This window comes from Desulfosporosinus nitroreducens (assembly GCF_023897015.1).
GTDB lineage: Bacteria > Bacillota > Desulfitobacteriia > Desulfitobacteriales > Desulfitobacteriaceae > Desulfosporosinus > Desulfosporosinus nitroreducens.
In genome coordinates this window covers 1-17,193 of the sequence record NZ_JAMHFY010000026.1, presented here as the reverse complement: position 1 = coordinate 17,193, position 17,193 = coordinate 1, and the positions used below count along the sequence as shown (strand labels likewise).

Below are 17,193 nucleotides of genomic sequence, written 5' to 3'. Positions count from 1 at the left end.
CTCCTTTAGCCTGGACCCTGACCCCTTCTCCCTGTTTTTAATTCCATAGTTTCCAGGCAGACTCTTCTCTTTTCCAAAGCTGGTTTACTTTTTCCACATCTTTATAGGTGTCGACGGCCGTCCAAAAATCATTATGCCTGTATACGGCAAGCTCAGCATCGGCCGCCAGTCTTTTTAGGGGCTCCTGTTCAAAAGCGCAGTCTTCCTCCGGGATATAGTCAAATACCTTTTTATTCAAAACCATATAACCCCCGTTCACCATATCTTCAAGAACCGGTTTTTCTCTGAAGGAGGTCACGATTTCATTTTGGACATCCATCACACCGAAGGGGGATATGGGATGCACGCCGGTCAGCGTGGCTACTTTCCCTTTGGCTCTATGAAAGGCTAGAAGTTCATGGATATTGACATTACTCAGGCCATCGCCATAGGTCAGCATAAATTCCTCGCCATCCAAGTAGTTCTGGATCCTCTTAATCCTGCCGCCCGTCAGGGTGTCAAGACCGGTATCGACAATGGTTACTTTCCATTTTTCGTTGTTCTTGGTGTGGTATATTACGGGGTCTTCTCCGGAAGTACTGAGTGTAAAATCATTATTCCTCCAGTACATTTCCATAAAATACTGTTTGATCATGTGCCCTTTATACCCGACACACAAAATAAAATCATTACACCCATAATACGAATAGATTTTCATAATGTGCCAAATCATCGGTTTATCACCGACTTCCACCAAAGGTTTGGGACGAAATTCTGTCTCCTCCCGCATACGCGTACCCCGACCCCCACAGAGTATTACTGTTTTCATATCAACACTCCCATGCCTCTGAACTATCACGAGACAATGTCCTCATGCGAACTTTATCTGTGTTTGACTGATAACAATATATGTAGTGAAGTCAGTGGATGTACACGGTTTATTGCAGTTCTATAAAATTGAAAAGAATGCCTAGACAGAATTTCTTCATTGAATCGCCAAGCCAAGTCAAGATACTATCCCACATAAAAAATCATCCTGCCTAAGAAGACCCTAGGCGGGATGTAAAAATCATCTACCCACAATAATTACCATTGTCGAATACACGATGGTCGGAATCAACCCGACGTCCAGACCCCTTTTGGCAAGACTACATCCTCCACCTCAAACTATATCCCAGCTTGCAGGTGTCCCTTTTGAAACATCTTGATTCAGCTGCTTACCAATTAAAACATCAAGATACTTTGTAGGTAGGCCTAAACCCGGTCTTATCGCCTTTAAATTGTCATGAGTCAATGTGTCCCCAGCTTTCATGTCCTCCACAATATACAAGGATCGACGATATTTCAATGACGCTTTCTCTTTTTCAGTTGCTCCGTAAGCCACTCTACCTAGGGCCTGCCAGGCACGTTCAGTTTCCTTAACCAATTGGCCCATCTCGGCTGGTTCCATAGAGAAAGCGGAATCCACGCCTCCGTCGGCCCTAGAAAGGGTAAAATGCTTCTCAATTATCGTTGCACCCAGAGCAACACTCGCTACCGCGACGCCAAGCCCCATTGTGTGGTCCGATAATCCTACCTCACACTCAAACAGCTCCCGCATGTGGGGTATCGTTAAAATATTCGTATTATCCGAAGTAGCGGGATAGGTGCTTGTGCACTTTAATAAAATGACATCCCGACATCCACTCTCCCTCGCCGCTCTAACCGTTTCATCCAGCTCGGCCACTGTTGCCATGCCTGCCGAAATAATCATCGGGTTCCCGGTAGACGCCACCTTACGGATCAGGGGGAGATCCGTATTCTCAAAGGATGCGATCTTATAACAAGGTACATCCAGCGATTCCAGGAAATCAACAGCCGTCGCATCAAATGGAGTGCTAAAACCAATGACTCCTAGTTCTTTACACCGATCAAAAATTGGTTTATGCCATTCCCAAGGTGTATACGCCTGTTGATAAAGTTTGTAGAGAGAGTTGCCCTGCCAAAGGCTCTCAGGGTCCTCGATGTGGAACGCACCCTTGTCAATATCCAAAGTCATGGTATCTGCTGTATATGTTTGCAATTTTAAGGCATTGGCCCCTGCTTTAGCCGCAGCGTCAACAATTGCCAGAGCTCTCTCTAAATCCTGATTGTGGTTACCAGACATTTCAGCAATTATAAAGGGTTTGTATCCTTTTCCAATTCTTCTTCCAGCAGTCCCTATAGATAACATCAGAACACCTCCTCAGTTAATATTTCTCCCTAGCATTAAAACCAAGGCATTTCAGCTTTCAAATTCAGTTTATACTTCTTTCTATGTGTATCTTATCGTAGGCAATCTTTGTTCTGCGTTCCAACCACTCATCTCTTAATATCCCCATGACCACAACATCGTGATAAGTGTTACTTTTTTTTATATGCTGTCTCAATACTCCTTCAATTTGGGATCCGCATTTTTCTTTGATTTTAACGACTCTTTCGTTAAAATCCAGAACTTCACTCATTAGCTTATTTAGTCCCAATTCATTGAAGACAAAATCAAAGATGTTATACTCTAAAAGTTTTCCAAAACCCCGACCCCTGAATAGGGGGTCGATATAATATCCCCACGAACACCGACTATTTTGAAAATCAATATTTGTTAGATTTACAGTACCAATCTTAGTATTTTCCAGCTCAATGATCCAGTGTTTACAGGTTGGATCAGTATTAATTGCCTCAAACCATTTGCTTTGCATTTCCATAGTTAACTGGGGTTCGGTGAACATATATTTTGTTACCTCAGGTAGCATTCGCCAGTGCATCAGTGTTTCCAAATCTGATTTTTTAATTTCAACTAGTTTGATCATCTGTTCCAGCCTCCTTTACTTAAAAAAATATCCCCCTCAATAATTCAAATTCACCTTGCTTAATCCACTCTTCCCTGAAATATAAGCTCGACCAACTGCTCAATACCTGCGGAGCCTTTAACTTCCATTAACTTAAGAGCTCTTTCTTGCATGGCTACTATTTTCCTGGGTTCCATAAATAATCTCTTTGCAACTCTAGCTACCGAGGCAGTATTTACCTCCTCGTACCACCCAAGATTCCAGATCGCACCCAGATCAGACACTGCCTGAGTTGTTTCTATTTGGTTCACCGCAGTTACAGTTACAATGGAAGGCAGACCCAGAAAACACCTTTCCCACGTGGTAGAGCCCCCCGCTCCATAGGCTAAGTCCGCTTTGTTCATAAGTTCAGCTATATTTAAAACTTGACAATGGTAATATAGGTTCTGCCTTGAAGAGCAAATTTGCTTGATTCTTTCTTTGTTTGAATTAGACTGACCGGTTACCACATTAATCTCTAACTTTGAGCTGATGTAATCACTTAATCCTGTCAGACACTTTTCAGTCTCATTCGTGGTATCAGCTCCCCCATAAAACACGAGGATGTTGGAAACCTCGCCCGTCCTGATTCTCATGCCTTTCTGGGCTTTGTAAAATTCATCTCTTAACAAAAGATAGTGGGGGCCAAGAAATAAAGAGCAGTTCTTAGGAATCAATCCGTGATAACGATCCGCCGCATTGTGGTAGTAATTCTGATCCAACAAGACATCACAGTCATGATGCCGGTTGGCCAAATCATCAATCACCATAATTTGGCATACTGTCCCCCTCAAACACGACTGCCAATGATGATCAAAACCATAATGATCTACGATTAACCAATCAATCGTTCTACCATACTTCTTTAGAACTCCCATTGTCTGCTCTGCATCTGATTTCCACGCGGTTTCCAGCCATGCTTGCTCAGGTCTTTTCAATAATAGGTCACAGGCTTCATCACCGGGAAGAAGATGCACCTCATAACCCTGACTTCGAATATATTCGGACAGATTACCGGGGAGATCTTGGCAGACGAAACTTATTTCAGCACCCTGCACCCTCAATCGTGCTGCTAACGTCAGACAGCGCATAATATGTCCACTGCCGATAAATTGCGAGGCATCTGCACGGATAACTATTAACAACATCATCAGCTCTTTTTCTCATATGATGCTAGATTCTACCGTAACTTCTTCTGCTCAATTTGCGAATTGATCTCAAACCAGTTCGGATGGGCATTCATTAGAACCAAGATATCTTCTAATTCGAATAAGGGATTTATCGGATATAGTGTTTCTAAGATATGCTCTATAAGCCTAAAGTCCTCTAGAGTGTCTACAGTCCACCGTTGATGGCTTTCATCACATTGAAAATCAAGGTTCAATAGACGAAATCTCTGGCCATCTTCATAGATATACGGAGTGACGTGTTCACGGTATGTCTGCTCTTCTACTTCTAAATGAACCTTTTCTAGGAGACAGAACGGGAAGACCTCGGTATCCATACCTCTAGGAAACGTTCTATTCAGGCAATTTGAAACATAGTCACAGTTTTCCACGTTCTCTAAATATGCACCTATAACATCGTCAACTACCGCCGGATCAATAAGCGGACAATCTGAAGTGATACGCACAACGACATCTAAATCATTTTCCTTCGCCGCACCGAAGTACCGAGAGAGCACATCCTCTTCTGATCCTCGAAAGACCTTAGTACCCAACCTATCAGCTAAATCTACAATCGGCTGATCCTTGTCATTCGTCGTTGTCGCGACGATAATATCGTCCGCACGACGAACCCGCCGCAGCCTTTCTATCTGATACTCTAAAAGTGGTTTGCCCATCACAGGCAAAAGCACCTTTCCCGGTAAACGTGTTGAGGTCATCCGAGCCTGAACAATAATTCCAACCTTCATCTTCAAAAACTCCCCGTTTAATTTCGAATGTTTATCATTGAAAACATTGTGAATTTAAACACAAGCCGAAAGTTTTAACTCACATATTGAGGCAGAGTACGGGGGCCCACTCCCACTTGTAGAAGTGGGAGTCTTACGATTGGATAAACTATCATAATTTACTTTTTCTCCAATAGAAACCAAGTTATATCACCTTGAGGAAAAGAAGGGTCTCTATGATAGATAAAACCGTATTTTATTAAACGTAAATCCATAAATTTATCGAGCATTTCTCCGGCATAATCCCTTTTAAAAAGTTTTCCCTGATGTCCTCGATAAGAAACTTCTACTGGAACTGGGTTATAATATTCTGCAATACAAATATAGCGATTACTTGTCTGATAGAGTTTATCGTATACATCTTGAAGACAAGTTGGATCTAAATGAATTAAGACACCTTTAATTAAAACAAAATCCCGCTTATATTCAGGTATAAAATCTAGAATTGATTTATGATATATATTTATTATTTCCCCTAATTGTTGCAACTCTGATACTGCTTTTTGATTAATTTCAATAGCAGATAGTTCAATTTTTGGAAGAAGACTTTTTATAGCTTTCAAATTCAAACCGATATTAGCTCCAAATTCAATAACTGACTCAATATAATTAATACCATCTAGTATTTTAGAAAACATTGCTATATTACTAGCAATGAGTGTTTCATTGTCATTTCTCTTAATATACTCATCACCAAATTGACCAGTCCAAAATATTTCCTGCTCAGTTTTGTATTCTTTCATGAATACTCCTCCATAATTTATTCATAGCAAATAAGAATTAACTTACAACCTCTTTTAGCTTATTTATGGCATAATCCTGATCATCCTCAGTCAACCCATAATATAATGGCAGTGTTATCGCCCCTGCATAATACTTCTCAGCCTGTGGAAAGTCTCCTTCATTAAAGCCCAGCTTTTGATAGTAAGGTTGGGTGTGAACAGGAATATAGTGGACATTCACATTAATTCCCGCACTTCTTAATTCATCGAATACTGCTTTACGGGATTTAACCAGCACATCTAATTTAAGTTGAATAACATACAAATGGTAAGCAGAATAAACATTAGGGCTTAGCCAAGGTAAAAAGAGTGGTAAGTCTTTTAGTGCCTTATCATAACGCTCTGCTAACTTATTTCGTCTCTCCACAAATTTATTTAACCGCACCATTTGACTAACTCCCAATGTAGCTTGGATGTCAGTCATTCGATAATTATAGCCTAGTTCAATTTGCTGATAATGCCATGAGCCATCAGAATTCCCCTGCACAAGGTCGTAATCACGGGTAATTCCATGGGAACGCAATCGGACAAGCCTCTCATATAGCTCTCTTTGATTTGTAAGGATCATTCCACCTTCACCAGTCGTAATAATTTTAACGGGGTGAAAACTAAAAACTGTCATCTCTGAGTATTCACAGGAACCCACTTTGGTAGCTTTATAACTTCCTCCTAAGGCGTGAGAAGCATCCTCAATAATCTTAAAGCCATAAATCTTGGACAACTCAGCTATTCGTTCCATTTCGCACGACTGTCCACCAAAATGAACAGGAACTAATACCTTAGGTAGCTCTCCATTTCGCTTGGCAAACTCCAGCTTTTCTTCCAATGCAGTAACACTCATGTTATAAGTCAAAGGATCGATATCCACAAAATCCACGTTTGCTCCACAATAGCGCCCACAATTGGCAGAGGCCACAAACGTATTAGGTGTGGTCCACAGAACATCACTAAAACCCAAATCCAATGCTAAACAGCCAATGTGTAATGCTGCAGTAGCGCTTGTTACTGCAAGAGCGTACTTAGCCCCACAATAATCAGCAACTATTTTTTCAAACTGCTCAATAGCAGGTCCTTGGGTTAACCAATCGGAACTCAATACCTCTTGGACAGCTAATACATCCTCTTCACTAATATCTTGTCTTCCATAAGGGATTGTTTTCATGATCGTTGATTCATCTCCCTTAGCTGTTCGACGGTCAGGAAATCTAAGTTCGTTCCAGAATTGTATTCAAACCCTTGCTTGACGAGGATTCCCTTTTTTCCTGTAACATCGATCGAATAATCTACAGGATGAGCAAATCTGATGGCTGGCTTTATTACATAATGATTCTCAAATTCTAGTGTCAAATGAGAGTCATCTGCCGGAACCATAATCTCATGCAGCTTCTCTCCTGGTCTAATACCAATTACTTTGATAGGCATTCCTGGAGCAATGGCTTCGGCGAGGTCAGTAATTCTCATAGAAGGAATTTTGGGAACGAATACCTCCCCTCCATGCATTCTTTCGAAGTTGCTCAAAACAAAGTTAACTCCATCCTTTAGACTGATCCAGAACCTGGACATCCTCGGATCGGTAATTGGGATTTCCTTTGCACCTTCCGCTATTAATTTCTCAAAGAATGGAACTACTGAACCTCGCGAGCCTACAACGTTTCCATACCTAACAACAGAAAATCGCGTCACATGTCCTCCAGCCATATTGTTAGCCGCAACAAATAACTTGTCAGATACAAGTTTGGTAGCTCCATATAAATTGATGGGATTAGCTGCTTTATCTGTCGACAAGGCGATAACTTTCTCCACTTCATTTTCAATGGCCGCTTTAATAACATTTTGGGCTCCATGAATGTTTGTCTTTACACACTCCATCGGATTATATTCAGCCGCCGGGACTTGTTTCAGCGCAGCTGCATGGATAACGTAATCCACTCCCCGCATTGCTTGACTGAGTCGTTCCGCATCTCTGACATCCCCAATAAAATAACGCATTTCTGAAGCGTTAAACGTTTGTTGCATTTCGAATTGTTTAAGCTCATCTCGCGAGTATATGATGACCTTTTTGGGTTTAAAGCGTTCTAAAATTGTTTCTACATACTGTTTACCGAATGAACCTGTTCCACCAGTAATTAGTATTGATTTGTTACTAAACATCCGATCCCTCGCTTCCCTCTAAGAAGGCTGGAGTCCCCGCCGCAAGTGGGGATTATTATACGTTATGCATTCGTCTCTGCGTGTGTGCGTATAACAGAGGTCAGAAAACAGAAGCCGGAGGTCAGAATAAGACCTTCGATAATCCGAATTCTGTCATCTAATATCACACATGGGAGTGCAGCTCAGCTGTTGGAGAGCACCTGCCTTGCAAGCAGGAGGTCGGCGGTTCAATCCCACTTACCTCCACCAATAAATCTCTAAATTCTTCTCTTGCTAATAATGTTAATATTGTTAAACAGGCTTGGGCTCTCACATCAAGTTAGCTGCCAAAGGAACAGAGAACCGCAAGCATTAATTGAGCCCTAATCTGAAATTCCAGATTAGGGCTCAATTGACGCTTACAATTATAAACTGCCTGTCTATCTAGCTCTCTTTTGCTGTACATGCTGATTCATAGAACGCACCCCGGCATTTTGCTGCAAATAACGGATAATATCATACAAATCAAAAGAAGGCTTGACAGGATGCAGCGTCTCATAAATAGTTTTGATTAAATGATAGTCTTCCTCCGTATCAAGAGTTAAACGGTATTCTGGATGATGCAAAAAGTGCGAAGCCTCCACATTCGATAAATAGTATCTTTCCGGCTGCTCATAAAAATACAAGGAAACATGTTCGCGCACGACAGGGTCATTGATTGTCTGTTCCACCTGCCGCAAATCCTTCGTCCGGAAAACTTCCACACTAAAGCCGAGTGGAAATGTCCTGACCAATTGGTTTCCCACATAATCAAGGTAGGGATGTTCCAGCATACGCTCGATGACTCGGTCAATCGTTTGACTATCAATCAGCGGACAGTCACTGGTTATCTGGACAATAAAATCAGTGTCATTCGCTTCTGCTGCTTCTACGGTCCGTAACAAAACATCTTCTTCGCTGCCCCGGTAAGACAAAACCCCTTGAGATTGTGCCGTTTCCACTACTACATCATCAGTATGGTTTGTCGTTGTCGCAATTATGATTTGACTTATATAGTTTGATCTTTTTAAGCGTTCAATTAAGCGGACTAAAGCAGGCTTTCCTGCTAAATCCATGAGTACCTTGCCTGGTAATCGGGATGATGTCATACGTGTAGCTACTATAGCATTAATGTTCATCTAACAAGACCTCCTTGATACATCCCACGACTCGGTCTGTTGAATGTCCGTCCAACCAGATGAAGCTCTTCGGCAGGCAAATATTTTTACGATCTTCCCCTTTAGGAGTATTCAATAAAAATTCTAACTCTTGATATGACTTAATTAGTCTTGTGAAACCAAGTTTATTCGTAATACACAAATCCGGTTTCTGTAAATTAGGTTGATAGCTAATCGCCGGAATCCCCATCAGTACTGCATGCAACAATCCCATGGTATTCATACCAATTATGAGATCATATTCGGTCATAATATCTAACAATGCGCCATCTTCTGAGATATCCGTATAGCGACCTTTCCAATTAGGATCGTCTTTAGGGTGAAATTTTACACTTAGGGAATAATCGTCGTTTCCTTGTACCGCCAGTAGGCAATCTTCCAGAACTTGCTGCTCGGTATACCCTAATTCTTGGCCATACAAAGCAGATAAGGGCTGGGAAAGAAATAATAGTTTCTTTTTATTACCAAAGAACATTGTTTTTTTTCTTTGTAAGATGTATTTATCTAAGCCAGGATGCCCCAGAACTTTAAGAATATTTGATGGTACACCTTCCTGCCTTGCCTCTTGCGCAGCAAGTTCATCCATCACAATATAGGTATCCGGATAGATAAACTTGCCTAAATCATCTTTAAACCGTGCCTGATAATTGGACCAATAATCTAAAATAGAGATCGTCGGGATCTGGACTTCTTTACAGGCTGCGATAGCTTTTAATTCCAGCCTATTTCCCCAACTTGTCCCAGTGACTAGACCCGACATTTTCTTTTCCAGAAGCATCGATTGGATTTCCTGCACCACCCGTGATTCGGAAACAGCATTGCTAGGATTCAGTTTTGCCGCCGGCCCTATACAATAGAATTCCAACGGCACAGACTCCTGTTGCATTCTTTCTACAACCGAAAAAAGCGCATCATACCCACCTGGGTCATGAGCAAGTAAGATTATTTTTTTCATAGGCCCGCAATTCCTCTTTCCCTTGCCAAACCTTTTCAAGGGCTGTCAAAAAATCCTCAATATCCCCAGCCGTATAGGGCAGGCGACACACATCTGCCGTAATGAGTTTTTCTTCATACATTTCTTCTGCTACCGGACAAATTCCTTTTTGGTAACTTTGAACAGGCTGATCAATGAATGAAAATGGATAGTGAGTTTGATTGTATACTCTTTTATGCTGATATAGCTTCATTAAATAGATGGGTTTTACATATCCTTCACCTAACGGAAACCCCTCTGCTTTCATCGCTGCAGCAAAGACAGCTCGTTTTATCGTCCAAATATCTTGGTTAAATTGAATTGGATAGACATAGTAGGAATGCTCATACCCTTCAGACACGGTTACACCCTCTAGTCCTAAGAAACGCTTTAAGCCTCTGGATAATTGGTCCGCCAAAGCATGTCGTTTTATTAAAAACCCATCTAGTTTGTTGAGTTGTTCTATCCCGATAGCAGCATGTAATTCAGTCATCCGATAATTGGATCCCAAAACCACTGTATCGTCGTCATTGAGGTCGTCTAAAGCCACTTCACCATGGTTGCGAATTAATTGGCAACGATAGGCTAACTTGTCACTATCCGTTAATATAATCCCGCCTTCACCACTATGAATAACCTTGTGATAGTTCAGGCTGAATATACCCAGATCACCAAAAGTTCCTGCCTGCTTCCCATCAATCGTAGCGCCAGGCGACTGAGCATTGTCCTCAATCACATATAGGCCATGCTGTTTAGCAATTTTGATGATTTCAGGCAGATTAGCCGGCAAACCAAATAAATTTGTCACCATAATAGCTTTTGTTTGTGGGGTCAGCCATTTTTCGATCTCTTTAGGATTCAGATTATAAGTTTCTGAGCAAATATCTACAAATACCGGCACTGCATTATTCATTAAAATGGCGCTAGCCGTGGCAGACATTGAATAAGGAGTAACCAGCACTTCATCTCCAGGACCAACCTCACAGGCGGCCAGAGCCGTATGTAAGGCTGTCGTAGCCGAGTTGACTGATATGCTATGCTTTGCCCCAAATTTGCCAGCAAACATCTTCTCTATTTCTTTTATCCTGGGGCCGCCCAAAAATTGCTCCCCGGCCCGGCCCAAAAAGGCTGAGAGATTGCCAGATTCCATAACCTTCACAACGGCGGCTTTTTCCTCTTCGCCCATGGTACTCGCCCAGGGAATAGCTGATTTTCTAACAGGGATACCACCGCATAATGCCAATTTGTTCATTGTAATCTCACTCTCTCTTTAGAACCATGATTGTCAAATGACCGTTTTAAAGTTTCCGCCACATATAGAGGATAAACACCATGCTCTACCGTACATAGGGGATATTCCAGATCATCGAGGATATTAACTAGATGGTTAACAGCATTACCTAAATTTGATTCTGACAGAAGTTGGTTTTCAAAGTGCTCTAAATACAAACTTTTAAAACCAGTGTAAAGATGATGTTCACCTACTCGGTAATACAACACGTCATCACCACTATTACGTATTTCTATCTTGCCTTTGGAAAAATACAGATCTATTTCAAATAAATAGTATTGTTCATCATCAAAGGCTTCGGCAAATCCCAGGATGTTTTTATCGATTAGAAACGCAAACGTATAGGAAGGATCACCATCATAATCGGCAGAGGTTTTTATTTTTTTAAGAGCCTGAACTTCGCTAATTTGTCCACCCCACCAATGTAACAAATCAAAAATATGCGAGCCCGTATTCTTTATTCCCCTCGTATATTTGACGTGTATTTTTTGTAGCTCACCATATTGCCTATTTTCAATATGGGTTTTAACACGTTGCATCCCGCTATTCCAACGACGAGAAAGATTGGGAATCAGCAGGCAGTTCCCTTCCTTGAGTTGTTGTTTCAATAAATTTGCTTCATCAACACTACTAACTAAAGGTTTTTCACAAAAAATAATTTGGGTATCAGTATTCTGCATAATATATTGAATGGCCGACAAATGATGAGCAGGTGGCGTACATACACTGATAATATCTAGAGAATGATTTTTCAAAAGTTCCTCCATACTCTGGTAAAATGGTAATGTCGGTGCTATTTTGTGCAAAGCCTGGCCCTGATCAATTCGTATATCTGCCGCTGCAACCAGTTCAACCCACGGATTTAGATGATAAGCCGAAACATGCGCAGCAGGGCTTTCCCTTTTAGGGTCAAAATCATACGTTAAGCCTATTTGCCCTAATCCGACAACTGCCGCTTTATATTGACTCATGGGCTCTACCTGCCAGCCAATCACTATGCAATAAGCTTAAATTCACACAGTCATGATATTGCCCATCACAGAAATAAGCCTGGCGTAAAATACCTTCTTTCTTATAGCCCGTTTTTTCAAGCGCCCGTATTGAGCCAATATTTTCATCCACGACTCCCGCAGCTATGCGGTTCAAATTCAACCTTTTAAAACTATAGTCTGCTATTGCTGAGAAAGCCTCAGCTGCGTACCCTTTACCCCAGCAATCAGTCTCGCCAAGAATAATACCAATATCGGCAGAACGAAACACATAATTGATCGAATGCAGACCAATATTGCCAATATGCCTGTCCTGTTCTTTCAATACAATTGCTAGAACAATATCCGTCTTGCTTCCTGACAGATTCTCATAAAAAGCGTTCATTGACTCACAGCTATTGGGAAACACACCATGCCGCATCCATTTAGTAATCGTTTGATCATTGAGCCATTGAAAGTAATTACCTTCCAGATCTTCTTTTTCGAGTCTACGCATATAAATTCTGTTAGCAACTAAAAAAGGATTATGCAAAGACGTTCCCTCCTATCAAAACCTGCTCCAATATTTCCCGCGCCTATAATTAGCGCGTTATATTCCTCTCCATAATTCACCTCCCACATTTTCGTACTTTAAAAGGATCTTTTCTAGTGTATTCGTGAGAACTCTAGCTGGTTCCAAATTGAGAACCCGCACTTTTAAATGCGGGTTCTTTCATTGTATACATGTCTACAACGGACAATTTGGTTTTTGATGCCATTCACTTCTCTTGAACAATTTCTTTCTTTTCGGGAGATCCTATTCCCAACATACGCTCCAAATATTTCTTGTTGTGCAAAACCTGGCTATCTCCTGGACAAGCATTTCTAGCTATCTCATTGTGCTTATAGGCCAACTCAGGTTTGCCTAAGCGGTCATAGCAAACACACAACTGTATATTCAATATATAGGTCATCGAGTTACTTATAGGCTCTTCCAACTGAGTCGCTAATTTATACCAGAAAACCCCCTGTTCATATTGCTTGGCATTCAGGAAATAATAACCTAATTGACAACAATACTCCGCCCTTGGTATGGCATATTCAAAGGATTTTAAAATATATTGAAGTAGTTTGTCCTTTTCTCCTGAACTCTGAAAATAATTAACCAGTTTTCGACAAGTAGCAATTTTCTCTTCAACCTTACCCTGTCCTGTCTGCAAAAATTCTTGATATGCTTGAATCGCCCGATTATTGCTTTCTAACAACAATTGCCTTAGTTCTGGACCGGACAGACAATCATGGACGCCAAGTTCCTCTTCAACAAACTTCTTTTGCTCCTCACTAATGACTTGCGTAGGACCCTGGAACATTGCTGTAGCAAAAACACCCATTGGGTGATCTAAAATACTATATTTAGGGGGCATAGTTATATCTCCACTATTAAGCATATCAACTGGCTCCCCCAAGATGAAAAAGGGAATATTCATTTCTACGGCATAAAAAGAATATGAGCCGACTTGATTTGACGTTGCATATTTGTGAGTTCTAAGAATTTCATAAAATTTTTGTACAAATTCGAATCCTGGCACGTACTTTGGCCCGGCAGTTACTATATCAAACCCGTATTTTTTATATATTACATCCTTCTTTCTTGCTAAATCATCAGCATGTAAACATATCGTTATCGGATGAAACTCGCTCGGGAGACTTTTCAGCTGCTTACAATACTCATCTATATCGAATACTGCGTCCATTAGCTCAGTGGCATGTGTCGGAAAGGCTACTGTACCATTAGCATCTATATCCTTCTCAATTAGTCTTAATTTTCGATAGTGTACAAAAGGGGCACCAATAATAACTGCAGGAATACTACTTTTTTCTTTCCATCCTTGTAGACGTCTTCTGTTTAAAACTAACATTAGGGGTTCTTGAGTTAGCAAATCGCAAGTATTAGGTTCCGTAGCAGCCCCCCACCCGTGTTCACCGGCAAATAATAGACGTAGCCCCGGCGGGTAGTCAGCATATTCTCTTATAATTGCATTATATCCGTAGATTGAATTTCCGCTCATAATTCATTCCCCCTGACTTCCGTTTCAATTGACTTTATTCCAAACGTACGCTCCAAATATTTCTTGTTGTGAATCATCTGAGGATCTTCCGGACGAAACGTTCTAGCAATTTCATTATGCTTATAGGCTAACTCCTGCTTACCTAAGCGATCGTAGCAAACACACAACTGTAAATGGGGTAACCACGTCCAGCAAGCCTCAAGCATGGGCCCCCTAGTATCAGGTTTTTCTAATTTAGTAGCTAAACCATACCAAAAAGCTGCCTGTTCATATTGCTCAGCACGCAAGAAATAGAACCCTAAGCGACAGCAAAATTCAGCCCTTGGGTTGGCATATTCGAAGGATTTCAAATTCCATTCCAGCTCTTTGGCCTTGTCTCCTAACTGCTGAAAGCAATCGGTAAGCCTTGCACAAGCTGAAATTTTATCCTCGACCGACCCTTGTCCAGCGTTTAAAAATTCTTGGTAAACTTCAATCGCGCGATGATAAAACTGATGATGAAATAATTCATTACCATAATTATATAAATCTCGCGGAGAAAAGGGCATACCTTTAGCCTGATTCTTCTCAAATATTTTCAAGTTGCGGTCGCTGACTTTAAACGTACCCGTATGGGTTACACAGATATCCGACTTCAGAATCTGCCCATACACATTCATATATTCATGCACTGTTCCAATCCAGCGAAAGTTTTTACTCCGCTTGACCAGGCGATTTCTCCCAAAACTATACGTTACTACTCCGAACTCATCGCGCTTTAGAACATATGGCATATTTACAGCGTCAATGAGTGTGTCCAAGTTCCCCTTCAGATCGAGAAACTTCCGAGAATCCACTTCTAATAAAACATCATCAGCATCGAGCCATAGAATATAATCCATAGTTGCTTGATCAAAAGCAAAATTACGAGCAGCTGCAAAATCATCGATCCACTCAAAGTCATACATTTGCTCAGTGTAAAGACGTACAATCTCTTTCGTGTTGTCAGTCGAACCGGTATCAACGATTATAATTTCATCCGGGATTCCTTTCACCGAATCTAAACATCTGGCAATGGTGTTTTCCTCATTACGAACAATCATGCAAAGACTGATGGTTATAGGATTATCCTCCATCGTTTCAAATCACCTCAAAGTCTAAGTTTTAGCCATACTCTATCGTATTCAGCATGTTAGAATATGGAAACCCATTTACCTTTAAAATAAATAGCTGCCCTCGGGTTTTTGCCAAAAGACCTCTCCGCCTAAAACTGATTCACTCTCTAGATGATAATCCCAATACACCCTCCAAATACTTCTTGTTATGAAGAACCTGGGGGTCTTTGGGTCGATACTTCCTGGCTAGCTCATTATGCTCATAAGCCAGTTCATATTTTCCTAATTTATCGTAGCAAACACACAATTGTAAATGGGGTAACCAGGTCCAGCAGGCTTCAGTCATGGGACCCCAAGAATCAATAGGTTTTTCTAATTGAGTAGCCAGTTTATACCAAAATGCGCCCTGTTCATACTGCTCAGCACGCAGAAAATAATGTCCTAAGTGACAACAAAACTCAGCCCTCGGGTTAGCATATTCAAAAGATTTTAAAGTGGATTCTAGTTCTTTGTCTTTTTCGCCCAGCTTTTGAAAGCAATGCGCCAATTTTCCGCATGCTGAAATTTTATCCTCAACCCATCCCTGCCCTGTCATTAAAAATTTCTGATAATATTCGATCGCCTGATTATTGAGCTGGTGATCGAACAGTTCATTGGCGTAATAATATAAATCTCGTGGGGAAAATGCTTCCCCTTTAGCCTTACGCTTCTCATATATTTTAAGGTTGCGGTCAGAAACATCACCGCTCTTCCCCTTGTGTGTTACACAAATGTCAGAGTTTAAAACCTGTCCGTACACCTCCAAATACTCGTGAACCGCCCCAATCCAACGGAAGTTCTTACTTCGTTTAACCAAGCGATTTCTTCTTAAACTAAAAGTAACTGCCCCAAACTTGTCGAATGCTAAAAGATAGGGCATATTGACGACATCTATTAAGGGATCTAAACTTTTCTTCAGCTTCTGAAACTGCTCACGATCAGAATCTACGAAAACATCATCTGCATCCAGCCAAAGGATATAATCCGTGGTTGCTTTGCTAAAAGCAAAATTGCGGGCAGCCGCAAAATCATCGATCCAAGTAAAATCAAAGATTTTGTCAGTGTATTCTGTGACAATCTCTTTTGTACGATCTGAGGAACCTGTATCAACAATTACTATTTCATCAGGAATACCTTTGACGGAATCAAGACATCTTGCAATTGTATTCTCTTCGTTACGGACTATCATACATAGACTGATTCTTATTTCCTTATCCTCCATTTTTTCATCTCCTTTATAACAAGGATTACTTTAGATATTCCGAACTCAATCTCACTTCAAGTGACTTATCTACTCAACCGTAAGCGTAGGCTGATTGCGAATAATTACGATTAAACAAAGGGGAGGGTACCCCAACCAGTCTTTTGAGGCACCCTCAAAGAAATTAATACTATCCAAAGCTGCAAGTGTTAATATTGCTTGACCAGTTACTTGACTACTGGTGATCAACGCTGTAAGGGGGGTGGATGGATCTACTAGGGTTAACCCGGAGTTCCTTGGATACCTTGCGTTCCTTGGATACCTTGCGTTCCTTGGATACCCTGCGTTCCTTGGATACCCTGCGTTCCTTCGATACCTTGAGTTCCTTGGATACCTTGAGTTCCTTGGATGCCCTGCGTTCCTTCGATGCCCTGCGTTCCTTGGATACCCTGAGTTCCTTGGATGCCCTGCGTTCCTTCGATGCCCTGCGTTCCTTGGATACCCTGAGTTCCTTGGATGCCCTGCGTTCCTTCGATGCCCTGCGTTCCTTGGATACCCTGAGTTCCTTGGATGCCTTGCGTTCCTTCGATGCCCTGCGTTCCTTGGATACCCTGAGTTCCTTGGATACCTTGCGTTCCTTCGATGCCCTG

17 protein-coding genes are annotated in these 17,193 nt (G+C 41.3%); all 17 read right to left on the bottom strand.

Annotated elements, in window-relative coordinates; translation table 11 throughout:
- Positions 1-37 precede the first annotated feature (37 nt).
- A complete protein-coding gene (rfbF, locus tag M8E35_RS21145) occupies positions 38-808 on the bottom strand; it encodes a glucose-1-phosphate cytidylyltransferase (RefSeq protein WP_252472197.1) in 771 nt (256 codons plus the stop codon).
- Positions 809-1,141: 333 nt separating this feature from the next.
- Positions 1,142-2,191 (bottom strand): pseudaminic acid synthase, encoded by a 1,050-nt coding sequence (gene pseI, locus M8E35_RS21140; RefSeq protein WP_252472186.1) that lies wholly within the window; start codon positions 2,189-2,191, stop codon positions 1,142-1,144.
- A 64-nt stretch (positions 2,192-2,255) separates the two neighbouring features.
- Positions 2,256-2,807 carry a UDP-4-amino-4,6-dideoxy-N-acetyl-beta-L-altrosamine N-acetyltransferase gene (pseH, locus tag M8E35_RS21135; RefSeq protein ID WP_252472184.1) on the bottom strand — a complete coding sequence of 184 codons (552 nt, stop codon included), beginning with the start codon at positions 2,805-2,807 and terminating at the stop codon, positions 2,256-2,258.
- Between the two features lie 59 nt (positions 2,808-2,866).
- Positions 2,867-3,976, bottom strand: coding sequence for a UDP-2,4-diacetamido-2,4,6-trideoxy-beta-L-altropyranose hydrolase (pseG, locus tag M8E35_RS21130; RefSeq protein ID WP_252472182.1), 1,110 nt, complete (start codon positions 3,974-3,976; stop codon positions 2,867-2,869).
- Between the two features lie 29 nt (positions 3,977-4,005).
- Positions 4,006-4,740 (bottom strand): cytidylyltransferase domain-containing protein, encoded by a 735-nt coding sequence (locus M8E35_RS21125; protein ID WP_252472180.1) that lies wholly within the window; start codon positions 4,738-4,740, stop codon positions 4,006-4,008.
- Between the two features lie 158 nt (positions 4,741-4,898).
- Positions 4,899-5,522: a pseudaminic acid biosynthesis-associated methylase gene (locus M8E35_RS21120; RefSeq protein WP_252472178.1), complete on the bottom strand. Its 624-nt coding sequence runs from the start codon at positions 5,520-5,522 to the stop codon at positions 4,899-4,901.
- A gap of 37 nt (positions 5,523-5,559) precedes the next feature.
- On the bottom strand, positions 5,560-6,723 hold the full coding sequence (gene pseC, locus M8E35_RS21115; RefSeq protein WP_252472176.1) for a UDP-4-amino-4,6-dideoxy-N-acetyl-beta-L-altrosamine transaminase: 1,164 nt from the start codon (positions 6,721-6,723) through the stop codon (positions 5,560-5,562).
- The gene (pseB, locus tag M8E35_RS21110; protein ID WP_252472165.1) at positions 6,720-7,712 is read right to left on the bottom strand and encodes a UDP-N-acetylglucosamine 4,6-dehydratase (inverting); all 993 of its coding nucleotides are present in this window, start codon (positions 7,710-7,712) and stop codon (positions 6,720-6,722) included. The genes pseC and pseB overlap by 4 nt, the downstream gene beginning before the upstream one ends.
- A gap of 419 nt (positions 7,713-8,131) precedes the next feature.
- Complete coding sequence (locus M8E35_RS21105) at positions 8,132-8,869, bottom strand: cytidylyltransferase domain-containing protein (protein ID WP_252472155.1); 738 nt, start codon at positions 8,867-8,869, stop codon at positions 8,132-8,134.
- Positions 8,859-9,863, bottom strand: a complete 1,005-nt coding sequence (locus tag M8E35_RS21100) for a hypothetical protein (RefSeq protein ID WP_252472144.1) — start codon at positions 9,861-9,863, stop codon at positions 8,859-8,861. The genes M8E35_RS21105 and M8E35_RS21100 overlap by 11 nt, the downstream gene beginning before the upstream one ends.
- Positions 9,835-11,133, bottom strand: coding sequence for a DegT/DnrJ/EryC1/StrS family aminotransferase (locus M8E35_RS21095; protein WP_252472142.1), 1,299 nt, complete (start codon positions 11,131-11,133; stop codon positions 9,835-9,837). The genes M8E35_RS21100 and M8E35_RS21095 overlap by 29 nt, the downstream gene beginning before the upstream one ends.
- Positions 11,130-12,143 carry a Gfo/Idh/MocA family protein gene (locus M8E35_RS21090; RefSeq protein ID WP_252472140.1) on the bottom strand — a complete coding sequence of 338 codons (1,014 nt, stop codon included), beginning with the start codon at positions 12,141-12,143 and terminating at the stop codon, positions 11,130-11,132. Before M8E35_RS21090 ends, M8E35_RS21095 begins: the two co-directional genes overlap by 4 nt.
- Complete coding sequence (locus M8E35_RS21085; protein ID WP_252472139.1) at positions 12,130-12,693, bottom strand: GNAT family N-acetyltransferase; 564 nt, start codon at positions 12,691-12,693, stop codon at positions 12,130-12,132. Before M8E35_RS21085 ends, M8E35_RS21090 begins: the two co-directional genes overlap by 14 nt.
- A gap of 226 nt (positions 12,694-12,919) precedes the next feature.
- On the bottom strand, positions 12,920-14,209 hold the full coding sequence (locus tag M8E35_RS21080) for a tetratricopeptide repeat protein (RefSeq protein ID WP_252472137.1): 1,290 nt from the start codon (positions 14,207-14,209) through the stop codon (positions 12,920-12,922).
- Positions 14,206-15,324, bottom strand: a complete 1,119-nt coding sequence (locus tag M8E35_RS21075) for a tetratricopeptide repeat-containing glycosyltransferase family 2 protein (RefSeq protein ID WP_252472135.1) — start codon at positions 15,322-15,324, stop codon at positions 14,206-14,208. Before M8E35_RS21075 ends, M8E35_RS21080 begins: the two co-directional genes overlap by 4 nt.
- Before the next feature lie 139 nt (positions 15,325-15,463).
- Complete coding sequence (locus tag M8E35_RS21070) at positions 15,464-16,564, bottom strand: glycosyltransferase family 2 protein (protein ID WP_252472133.1); 1,101 nt, start codon at positions 16,562-16,564, stop codon at positions 15,464-15,466.
- A gap of 260 nt (positions 16,565-16,824) precedes the next feature.
- Positions 16,825-17,193: hypothetical protein (locus M8E35_RS21065; RefSeq protein WP_252472131.1), on the bottom strand; the 369-nt coding region annotated here is incomplete at its 5' end.

What these genes read in the sequence shown, in the direction of transcription:
- rfbF (WP_252472197.1), bottom strand. Translation starts at nt 808, where the DNA reads ATGAAAACAGTAATACTCTGTGGGGGTCGGGGTACGCGTATGCGGGAG.
- M8E35_RS21120 (WP_252472178.1), bottom strand. Translation starts at nt 5,522, where the DNA reads ATGAAAGAATACAAAACTGAGCAGGAAATATTTTGGACTGGTCAATTT.
- M8E35_RS21100 (WP_252472144.1), bottom strand. Translation starts at nt 9,863, where the DNA reads ATGAAAAAAATAATCTTACTTGCTCATGACCCAGGTGGGTATGATGCG.
- M8E35_RS21125 (WP_252472180.1), bottom strand. Translation starts at nt 4,740, where the DNA reads ATGAAGGTTGGAATTATTGTTCAGGCTCGGATGACCTCAACACGTTTA.
- pseI (WP_252472186.1), bottom strand. Translation starts at nt 2,191, where the DNA reads ATGTTATCTATAGGGACTGCTGGAAGAAGAATTGGAAAAGGATACAAA.
- pseG (WP_252472182.1), bottom strand. Translation starts at nt 3,976, where the DNA reads ATGATGTTGTTAATAGTTATCCGTGCAGATGCCTCGCAATTTATCGGC.
- M8E35_RS21090 (WP_252472140.1), bottom strand. Translation starts at nt 12,143, where the DNA reads ATGAGTCAATATAAAGCGGCAGTTGTCGGATTAGGGCAAATAGGCTTA.
- M8E35_RS21080 (WP_252472137.1), bottom strand. Translation starts at nt 14,209, where the DNA reads ATGAGCGGAAATTCAATCTACGGATATAATGCAATTATAAGAGAATAT.
- M8E35_RS21075 (WP_252472135.1), bottom strand. Translation starts at nt 15,324, where the DNA reads ATGGAGGATAATCCTATAACCATCAGTCTTTGCATGATTGTTCGTAAT.
- M8E35_RS21070 (WP_252472133.1), bottom strand. Translation starts at nt 16,564, where the DNA reads ATGGAGGATAAGGAAATAAGAATCAGTCTATGTATGATAGTCCGTAAC.
- M8E35_RS21105 (WP_252472155.1), bottom strand. Translation starts at nt 8,869, where the DNA reads ATGAACATTAATGCTATAGTAGCTACACGTATGACATCATCCCGATTA.
- pseB (WP_252472165.1), bottom strand. Translation starts at nt 7,712, where the DNA reads ATGTTTAGTAACAAATCAATACTAATTACTGGTGGAACAGGTTCATTC.
- pseH (WP_252472184.1), bottom strand. Translation starts at nt 2,807, where the DNA reads ATGATCAAACTAGTTGAAATTAAAAAATCAGATTTGGAAACACTGATG.
- pseC (WP_252472176.1), bottom strand. Translation starts at nt 6,723, where the DNA reads ATGAAAACAATCCCTTATGGAAGACAAGATATTAGTGAAGAGGATGTA.
- M8E35_RS21095 (WP_252472142.1), bottom strand. Translation starts at nt 11,133, where the DNA reads ATGAACAAATTGGCATTATGCGGTGGTATCCCTGTTAGAAAATCAGCT.